Raw genomic sequence first — 465 nt, forward strand, 5'->3', positions numbered from 1 at the left:
GCTGTAGCTATTCAATACTATTGTGAGCGCAAAGACATGCAAGAAATCGCATGTTACCTAAATCGCGTTCACGCCCCGCACCTGACGCTAAAGCAATGCATTGATCGGATCAGGTGGTGCCGTGAGATATTCAACGCAACATTATTTCACTTGTTGAGGTCGGAAGTGGAGAAAGAAAACCTACTAATCGCCGCATAAATAGAAAATATTTACGTAATGTATTGCTTTTAAGTTTTGAAAGTGTATATTTCAGTTAAGCTCGGACGTCAAAGGCGAAGAGCGGTGGTGGTAGAGGGGTAGTAAGTAAACGGCGCTTGTGAATGCCGTCTTGAGCTGACTCACCACCACAAAAATTAGAAGCCTCGGTTAATCGCCGGGGCTTTTTGCATTCTACATTCGCATGGGTACTGGGTTGGTTAATCCAATCGTTGTGAAACAGTACCCAGCCGAATGTGGTGAAGAGAG

At 44.7% G+C, this 465-nt stretch carries 1 pseudogene; it reads right to left on the minus strand.

Features of this window, described 5'->3' with window-relative positions:
* Positions 1-253 precede the first annotated feature (253 nt).
* Positions 254-465 (minus strand): annotated as a pseudogene (locus DBA33_RS20845) (hypothetical protein); the annotation flags it as partial.

The sequence above is a fragment of the Yersinia sp. IP36721 genome (assembly GCF_003634395.1).
Lineage (GTDB): Bacteria > Pseudomonadota > Gammaproteobacteria > Enterobacterales > Enterobacteriaceae > Yersinia > Yersinia entomophaga.